At 71.5% G+C, this 7,714-nt stretch carries 8 protein-coding genes; 1 reads left to right on the forward strand and 7 read right to left on the reverse strand.

The features are described from left to right. Positions 1–260: 260 nt before the first annotated feature. The 3 genes from BN12_RS22475 to lnt are packed head-to-tail and all read right to left on the reverse strand — an operon-like array spanning position 261 to position 3,297. On the reverse strand, positions 261–932 hold the full coding sequence (locus tag BN12_RS22475; RefSeq protein WP_048555740.1) for an FxsA family protein: 672 nt from the start codon (positions 930–932) through the stop codon (positions 261–263). Continuing rightward, the gene (locus tag BN12_RS22480) at positions 917–1,720 is read right to left on the reverse strand and encodes a polyprenol monophosphomannose synthase (RefSeq protein WP_053080171.1); all 804 of its coding nucleotides are present in this window, start codon (positions 1,718–1,720) and stop codon (positions 917–919) included. The genes BN12_RS22475 and BN12_RS22480 overlap by 16 nt, the downstream gene beginning before the upstream one ends. Continuing rightward, a complete protein-coding gene (gene lnt / locus BN12_RS22485) occupies positions 1,717–3,297 on the reverse strand; it encodes an apolipoprotein N-acyltransferase (protein WP_053080172.1) in 1,581 nt (526 codons plus the stop codon). The genes BN12_RS22480 and lnt overlap by 4 nt, the downstream gene beginning before the upstream one ends. Positions 3,298–3,451: 154 nt before the next feature. Between lnt and BN12_RS22490 the strand changes: the two genes are divergently transcribed. After that, positions 3,452–3,670: a hypothetical protein gene (locus BN12_RS22490; protein WP_157635633.1), complete on the forward strand. Its 219-nt coding sequence runs from the start codon at positions 3,452–3,454 to the stop codon at positions 3,668–3,670. Positions 3,671–3,835: 165 nt separating this feature from the next. Here BN12_RS22490 and BN12_RS22495 read toward each other — a convergent pair whose 3' ends face one another. From BN12_RS22495 to kamD, 4 genes are all read right to left on the reverse strand, one after another. After that, positions 3,836–4,540, reverse strand: a complete 705-nt coding sequence (locus BN12_RS22495; protein WP_200901281.1) for a DUF5995 family protein — start codon at positions 4,538–4,540, stop codon at positions 3,836–3,838. A 110-nt stretch (positions 4,541–4,650) separates the two neighbouring features. Then, entirely contained in the window at positions 4,651–5,040 is a 390-nt protein-coding gene (kal, locus tag BN12_RS22500) for a 3-aminobutyryl-CoA ammonia lyase (RefSeq protein WP_235432503.1), read from the reverse strand. Between the two features lie 91 nt (positions 5,041–5,131). Further along, complete coding sequence (kamE, locus tag BN12_RS22505; protein WP_048555743.1) at positions 5,132–5,899, reverse strand: lysine 5,6-aminomutase subunit beta; 768 nt, start codon at positions 5,897–5,899, stop codon at positions 5,132–5,134. Continuing rightward, positions 5,896–7,539 carry a lysine 5,6-aminomutase subunit alpha gene (gene kamD / locus BN12_RS22510; RefSeq protein ID WP_048555744.1) on the reverse strand — a complete coding sequence of 548 codons (1,644 nt, stop codon included), beginning with the start codon at positions 7,537–7,539 and terminating at the stop codon, positions 5,896–5,898. The genes kamE and kamD overlap by 4 nt, the downstream gene beginning before the upstream one ends. Positions 7,540–7,714: the final 175 nt, after the last annotated feature.

A 7,714-nucleotide genomic window follows, 5' to 3' on the forward strand; every position in this document is an offset into this window, starting at 1 on the left:
CCTTGTGGGGAAGCTGGTCAGCGTCATAGCTCACATCAGCTTCCCCAGAAGGACTGGGGCCACGCCGACCACCGACTCGGGCCACGCCGACCACCGTGCAGGTGCGGGTTTTCCGTGGTCGCTTCGTCGATCTGACCACGACAACCCCGCACCTGCCGACCATCCGGGGCACGCCGGCCCCGCACGTGCCGAGTTGATGCTGTCCCGACGCCCGTTCGACGACATCTTCTCGGCACGTGCGGAAGATGCAGCGGGGCGGCTCAGTCGTCGCGGTCGGCGATCTCGCCGCGGATGACCGTCGGCCCCTCGGCCGTCGGCCCACCGCCCGGCCACTCCTCGCCCACCGTCCCCGTCGAGCCGGTCGTCCCAGCTGACCCGTCACCGGGCCAGGGGCCACCGGGCCCGGTGACGCGCGTCGTGCCGTCGGGACCGGTCGTGCGGGTCGTGCCGTCCGGGGTGCGGACCGTCGTCGTCGACCCCTGGACCGTGACGACCGTCCACTGGCGGACGAGCCGGTCGAGGACGGCCACCTTGAGCAGCTTGCTCGCGAGCGTGCGGGTGGGCGGCAGGAGGAGGAAGAGCGCGGCGACGTCGCTGAGGAAGCCGGGGATGGTGAGGAGCAGCCCGCCGAGAACTCCGAGCGGTGCGTGCGTCATCTCCCAGCCGGGAGCCGGGTCGGTGACGGTCACCCCGTCGGGCGTCGTCGTCCGGCCGCGGAGGTCGCGGAACGCGCGCCGCGCCTCGCGGCGGATGACCCAGAACCCGAGGGCCGCCTGGAGGAGCAGGAGGAGCAGCGTGATCCCCGGCCCGACGAGCTTGCCGACGACGACGAGCGAGGCGATCTCGGCCGCGAGGAGGAGGACGGCGACGATCCCGCCCCAGCGCGGGCCGCGGCGCCGCGCATACGGTGTGCTGCCTACAGTTCGTGCCATGTCGGCTCCCGGTGGACGGCGGAGCGGAGCTGGCCCACGCGGTATGCGACGCCCCACGCCGTGATCTTCGTCAGCGCCTCGGTCATGACGGCCCGGCTCATCTTCGACTCCCCCACCTCGCGCTCGACGAAGGTGATCGGGACCTCGACGACGGTCAGCCCGGCCTGAACGGCACGGCGCGTGAGGTCGACCTGGAAGCAGTAGCCCTGCGATGCGACGTCGTCGAGCCCGATCGCCTTGAGCGCCTCGGCCCGGTAGAGCCGGTAGCCGGCCGTCGCGTCGTGGACCGGCATACCGAGCAGGACCCGCGTGTACGCGTTGGCGCCGACGGACAACGCCTTGCGGTGGACCGGCCAGTTGGCGACCGCTCCCCCGGGGATCCAGCGGGACCCGATGACGACGTCCGCGTCGGCGGCCGCCGCCAGGATGGCGGGGAGGTGCTCGGGCCGGTGGGAGCCGTCGGCATCCATCTCCACGACGGCGTCGTATCCCTCGTCGAGCGCCCACGTGAAGCCTTCGAGGTATGCCGCGCCGAGACCCGCCTTCGCCCCTCGGTGCCGCACGTGGACCTGAGGGTCGACCGAGGCGAGCCCATCGGCGACCGCACCCGTGCCGTCGGGGCTGTTGTCGTCGAGGACGACGATGTCGAGGTCGGGGCAGGTCGAGCGGACCCGGCCCACGACGCGAGGCAGGCTCTCCCGCTCGTTGTACGTCGGGATGAGGACGGCCACGCGGCGCAGCGGAGGCCGCTGGAGGTCGGCGCCGGTGTCGGCGGGGGGGCTCGTCACGGAACGGCTTCCTTCACCTGGTCGGGTGCTGCGGGCGTCCCGACCCTAGCCCGCCGCGGACGGCGCAGCCCGTAGGCCGCGACGAGCAGCAGGAGGGCGGTCGGCAGGATGTCCTGCATGGGCCCGATGCGGTCGGCGACCGTGAGCCCGCTGCGGAGCACCGGGTGGCCGACGATCTGGTCTGCTGTGAACAACGTCGAGATGCGGCCTGTCGTTCCGTCGGGGTTGACGAAACCGCTCACGCCGACGGTCGAGACGTGGGCGACGGCCCGGCCGTGCTCGATGGCCCGGATCCGGGAGATGGCGAACTGCTGGGTCGACTCGTCGGTGTAGCCGAAGGTCGCGTTGTTCGTCTGGACGACGAGGAGGGAGGGGTGGTCGGTCGTATGCGTCACCGCGTCACGCATGAGGCCGTCGTAGGCGACCTCGAAGCAGATCGTCGGCAGCGCCCAGTACTTTCCCTCCGAGGAGTCGACGAGGAAGGCGCCGCGCTTGTGCCCGGCGACGAAGTCGTGGGTGACGAGGTCGACCTTCTTGCTGAAGATCCGGTAGAAGGACCGGCTCGGGATGTATTCGGCGAACGGCACGGGGTGCTGCTTGGCATACATCTGCGGCTGACTCGTCGGGGTGCGGTAGAACAGCGAGGCGTTCGTGACCTGGGGCCACGGCTGGTCGAGGACGGCGCCGACGATGATGGGGGCCCGGACCTCGGCGATGGCGTTGCGGATCTCGGCGTCCGCGTCCTCGTTGCGCAGGGGGTCGATGTCCGAGGAGTTCTCGGGCCAGACGACGAGTGAGAGATCGTCGGGGCGGCTCACGGCGAGCTTGAGGGTCCCGGCGACGTGGTTGTCGAGGACCGCGCGCCGCTGGGCGTTGAAGTCGAGGCCGGCCTGCGGCACGTTGCCCTGGACGAGGGCGACGGTCGCCTTCTCGCCGTTCGTGGGCAATGGGATGAGGGCCGTAAGGCCAAGGACGGCGCCGAGGGTCACGAGCCCGCCGAGCACCCGCACCGGGCGGCGACGGCGGAGGGCGAGAACGGCCGCGGCAAGGCATACGCCGGTCGTCGCGACGAGGAGGGTGACCCCGGGCGCACCCCCGTAGGCCGCGAACCGGGCGAGCGGGCTGTCTGCCTGGGAGAAGGCGAGCCGCACCCAGGGGAAGCCGCCGTAGGGCTGGGTCGAGCGCAGCCACTCCTGGGCGACCCAGGCGAGCGGTACGACCGCGTAGGCGAGGAGCCGCCGAGCGCGGACGAGGAGGCGGCCCTGGAGCCAGGCGAGGAGGCCGGTCATGAGCGCGATGTAGACCGACTGCGACCCCGCGAGGGCGAACCACGGCAGCTTGCCGACGTAGACCCCCGACCACGACAGCGACCACGAGAAGAAGACGATGCCGAAGACGAGGCCGGTGAGCATGGCCCAGCGCACCCCGCTCCGCCACACCGCGAGCGTGAGACCGGCGACGGCGACGGGCGCGAGCCACCACAGGTCGTACCCGGGGAAGGCGAGGACGAGCAGCGCTCCCGACCCGGCCGCTCCGGCGAGACGAGCCGCGCGGTGGGTCGTCACGCCGTGCTGCACGACTCAACGGTAGGCGATGAGCCGTGAGAAACCTGAATACCGCCGGCCCGCTGCGGGAACCTGTGCCGCAGGATCCTGCGATGAACGGCCTTCCGGCCCGGATGTGCTCCAATGAGCTATGCGGTCCGTCGCGGCCGCCGGAGGAGGTCGGGCCATGTTCTGGACCATCGCACTCGTCGCCGTCGCGGCCCTGCTCGCCTTGTGCTGGGCCTACGACCGCCGCAAGAAGCGCCGGCACGCCAGAGCCGAGGACCGGCTCGCGGGCTCGCCGCGCTACGGCACCGAGGACCCGACGGGTAAGGACTACGGCATGTGGTCGCCTCGCGGCCCGAGCAACTCCGGCGGGGAGGGCGGCAACTACATCGGCGGCTGACCGGCAGCGCGTGGTATGACCACGCCCCGGCCGGTCGTCGCCAAGGGTGAGGCCCAGCGCGACACGAGCCTTGGCGTTCGCGGTGGCCCCATCCGGCGGCCGTGATTCCCAAGAGGGAGACCATCCAGGCCCTGCCTCTCGACGTGCACGGCGCCGTCAGCCGGCTTAGGGGAGCCGGGCTCCCGTCGGGGTGAGCAGCACCCGGGAGGTCATCCCCACCGTATGCGCGAGCCCGTCGAGGAAACGGTCCCGGAGGATCCCGACGTGCCGCAGCTGCCAGAGGGTCTGTGCCGTGACCCACGCGAGGTCTCGCGCGGCCGTGATGTCCCAGGAGCTGACGACGTGGACGAGTGCCCCGACGCGATCGTCGACGACGCGCCCGGCAGCGTCGAGGAAGGACCGGCGGACGGCCGACTCCACCTCGGCGAGGACGTCGTTCACGGCCAGGTAGTCCGCGTGGATCGACTCCAGGTCGAGGTGGCGGGCGGTGCACGTCGCGACGACGGCGATGGGCAGGTCGTGCTCGATGTGGGCGTTCATGCCGGCGAGGGCGAACTGGATCGGCAGGCAGTCGGCGGTCCGCGCCTGGAACAGCGGACGCCAGGCGACCGGGACGGGACCGTGGGTCGCGTCGGCGTCGTAGGCCCGGAAGAACAGGTCGGCGAACCGCACGTCGAGGTCCGTGACGCTCGGCACGTCATGGAAGGGCGTGGCCTGACCCGCCCCGCCCGACGCGAGACCGGCGGCGATCCGCTCGGTCACCGTGAGATACATGCGGTTGAACACCGCGACCCCGTCGCCCGCGGGAAGGGACGCATCGATCCCCCGCATCCGGGTGAGGACCTCGTCGACGGTGGCAGCCTGCGGCACGGCCCGAGTATGCCGTGACGCGGCCCTGACACGCCATCCTCCGATCCGCCCTGCCAGCACACGCGGCGGCGGGCCACCGCTGCCGGGTGCACCGGTCGACGTCGGACCGGTCAGGCAGGGCCGGGCACGACGACGACCCCCCGGGCGGTCGTCGCGACGAGGGGAGGCTCGACGACGTCGGCCGCCGACTCTCCGCGCGCCGGGGCGCCCCGCCCGACGACCCGGACCTCGAACTCCATCTCCCGGCTGCGTCGTCCGACCCGCACGAGCGTCGCCGTGATCTCGATGACGTCGCCGGCGCGCACGGGCGCCCGGAACTGCACGTCGGAGTACGACGCGAAGAGGCCCTCGTCGCCGTCGGTGCGGATGCACAGCTCGGTCGCGACGTCGCCGAACGCGGCGAGGGAGTAGGCGCCATCGACGAGGTTCCCCGCGTAGTGCGCGTGGGTGTAGGGCACGTACCGGCGGTGGGTGACGGTCAGTCCGACCTCGGCTACCACGATGGATCTCCTTGTCGTCCGGGCGGTCTCGAGGATCCTGCGCTTGCACGCCGGGCGAGTGTATGCCGCGCGCTCACCTCACGTCCTCGGCTCACGCGCTGCGCCGGTCGGCCCTCGAGCCGGCCTCGCGCCGGGTGATGAGCGCGTCGACGAGGTAGCTGGCCACCTCGCCCGGCGTCGTCCCCCGGCCGAAGATGCGGTCGACCCCGAGCGCGGATGCCGAGCCCTCCTCGAAGCGCGGGCCGCCGACGACGAGCAGCGGTACCTGCCCGGCAGGGTAGGCCTCTCGGAACGCGGCCGACATCGCCGTCGTGTTGTGGACGTGGGCGTCCTTCTGGGTGACGACCTGGCTGACGAGGACCGCGTCGGCCCGCTCGGCCCGGGCCCGCTCGACGAGGTCGGGGACGAGCACCTGGGCCCCGAGGTTGACGACGCGGATCTCGCGGTAGTACTCCAACCCCTTCTCCCCCGCGAACCCCTTGATGTTGAGGATCGCGTCGATGCCCACGGTGTGGGCGTCGGTGCCGATGCACGCGCCGACGACGACGAGCTTGCGGCGCAGCCGCCGCTTGACCGCCGCGTTGACCTCCTTCGCCGTGAGGAGCGGGTACTCGCGCTCGACGACGGTCACCTCCCGGAGGTCGACGAGGTGGGTGACGCTCCCGTAGACGACGAAGAAGGTGAAGTCCGGGCCCATCGCCTTCGCGTGGACGAGCAGCGCCGGATCCATCCCCATCTTCTTCGCGAGCTGGAGCGCCGCCCCCTCGGCGCGCTTGTCGTGCGGCAGCGGGAGGGTGAAGGAGACCTGGACCATGCCGTCTCCCGTCGTGTCGCCGTAGGGCCGGACGAGGTCGCTCATCGTGCGCTCCGACCCTGGGTGGTGCGGCTCGAGGTCACGCCGGCCGGGCCGCTCTCGAGCAGGTCGATGGCGGGGTTGACGTAGCCGGGGGCCTTCCGGCATACCCCCTCCAGTCCCTTCCCCGCGGTCGGCGGACGCCTCATGAGGCCGAAGGTCCCGTCGGCGATGGCGGCGAGAAGCGGCTGGGGGTATGCCGATCCGCGGCCCCTGGTGTCGTCGGCGATCGTCTCGAGCAGCCGCACCGCGTCGTCGAGGACCGCACGGGCCCGCGTCTGGATGAACCCGTCGCGCGGCGGGTGGAAGTCCTCGGTGAGGCCACCGGCGGCCGACAGGACGTAGCGGACGTTCTGGAGGGCGAGGTCCCGGTCGGAGAGGAACGGCGTGACGACGGCCTCGGTCATCATCCCGACGAGGAGGATCCCCTGGCCGGTCATCGCCCCGGCGAGGTTGAAGAACCCGTCGAGGAGGTAGCCGCGGAAGACGTCGCCGGTCATGTGCTTCGTCGGGGGCATCCACTTCAGCGGCGCGTCGGGGAACAGCTGCCGCGCGAGGAGCGCGTGCGCGAGCTCGAGACGGAAGGAGTCGGGCAGGTCGGGGTTGATCTCGAAGGCGTGCCCGAGGCCCAACTGCCAGTCCTCGAGCCCGGCCTCCTTGGCGAAGTACTCGTTGAGCAGCTGGCTCACCGTGACGGTGTGGGCGGCCTCGACGGCGTCGGCGGTCGTGAGGTAGTTGTCCTCCCCCGTGTTGATGATGATGCCGGCCCGAGCATGGATCTGGCGTGAGAACCGTTGATCCACAAAGGTTCTGATCGGGTTGATGTCGCGGAAAAGGATGCCGTACATCGAGTCGTTGAGCATCATGTCGAGGCGCTCGAGACCGGCGAGCGTCGCGATCTCCGGCATGCACAGGCCGCTCGCGTAGTTCGTCAGGCGGATGTAACGGCCGAGCTCCCTGCTCGTCTCGTCGAGGGCGGCCCGCATGAGGCGGAAGTTCTCCTGCGTCGCATACGTGCCCGCGAAGCCCTCCCGCGTCGCGCCCTCGGGGACGTAGTCGAGGAGCGACTGCCCCGTCGAGCGGATGACGGCGATGATGTCGGCGCCCTCGCGTGCGGCGGCCTGCGCCTGCGGGATGTCCTCCATGATGTCGCCCGTCGCGACGATGAGGTAGATCCACGGCCGCTGCCTCGGGTCGCCGTGCCGGCGGATGAGCCGGTCCCGCACCGCTCGCTGCCGGTCTATGGTCCGGATGCCACGGGCGACGGCGGTGCGGCCGGCCCGCGCGGCAGTGGTGGCAGCCCTGCCCTCGGGGACCTCGAACCGGATGGATCCACTCGCCGACTTCTGCGCCAGCATCCCGAGGGTCTCGGCCTCCCCGCGGCGCAGAGCGTCCCAGACCGGGAGGACGACGCCGTGCTCGAGACCGACCTGCCCGCGGACCGCGGTGACGAGGTGGTTGACCCAGGGCACCTTCTCGTGGTCGGCTCCGCTCAGTCCGGCGAGCCGCAGCGTGGCGCGCTCCACCGACACCGTCGTATGCGATCGCGCCAGGTCGACGACGGGGCGCCCCGCGCGCCGTGCGAGTGCTCGGGCCCGGCGCACGGTGGCTGCGTCGAGATCGAGAAGCCCGCCTCGTGAAGACACTCCTGCAGACTACCAATCCTGACCGTCGATCCTCCGGCTTCTACCGGTCCCAACCGGAGGATCCTCGGGCATCGGGGTATCTGGACGCCACCGGCCGGTCACCAGATACCTCCACCCGGCGGGCGACCCCGGAGTCGAGGTATCCAGGCACCATCGGACGGTCACCACATACCTC

It is taken from the genome of Nostocoides japonicum T1-X7, from assembly GCF_001046855.1.
GTDB classification, from domain to species: Bacteria; Actinomycetota; Actinomycetes; order Actinomycetales; family Dermatophilaceae; genus Nostocoides; species Nostocoides japonicum.

What these genes read in the sequence shown, in the direction of transcription:
- BN12_RS22475 (WP_048555740.1), bottom strand. Translation starts at nt 932, where the DNA reads ATGGCACGAACTGTAGGCAGCACACCGTATGCGCGGCGCCGCGGCCCG.
- kamE (WP_048555743.1), bottom strand. Translation starts at nt 5,899, where the DNA reads ATGAGCGACCTCGTCCGGCCCTACGGCGACACGACGGGAGACGGCATG.
- BN12_RS22490 (WP_157635633.1), top strand. Translation starts at nt 3,452, where the DNA reads ATGTTCTGGACCATCGCACTCGTCGCCGTCGCGGCCCTGCTCGCCTTG.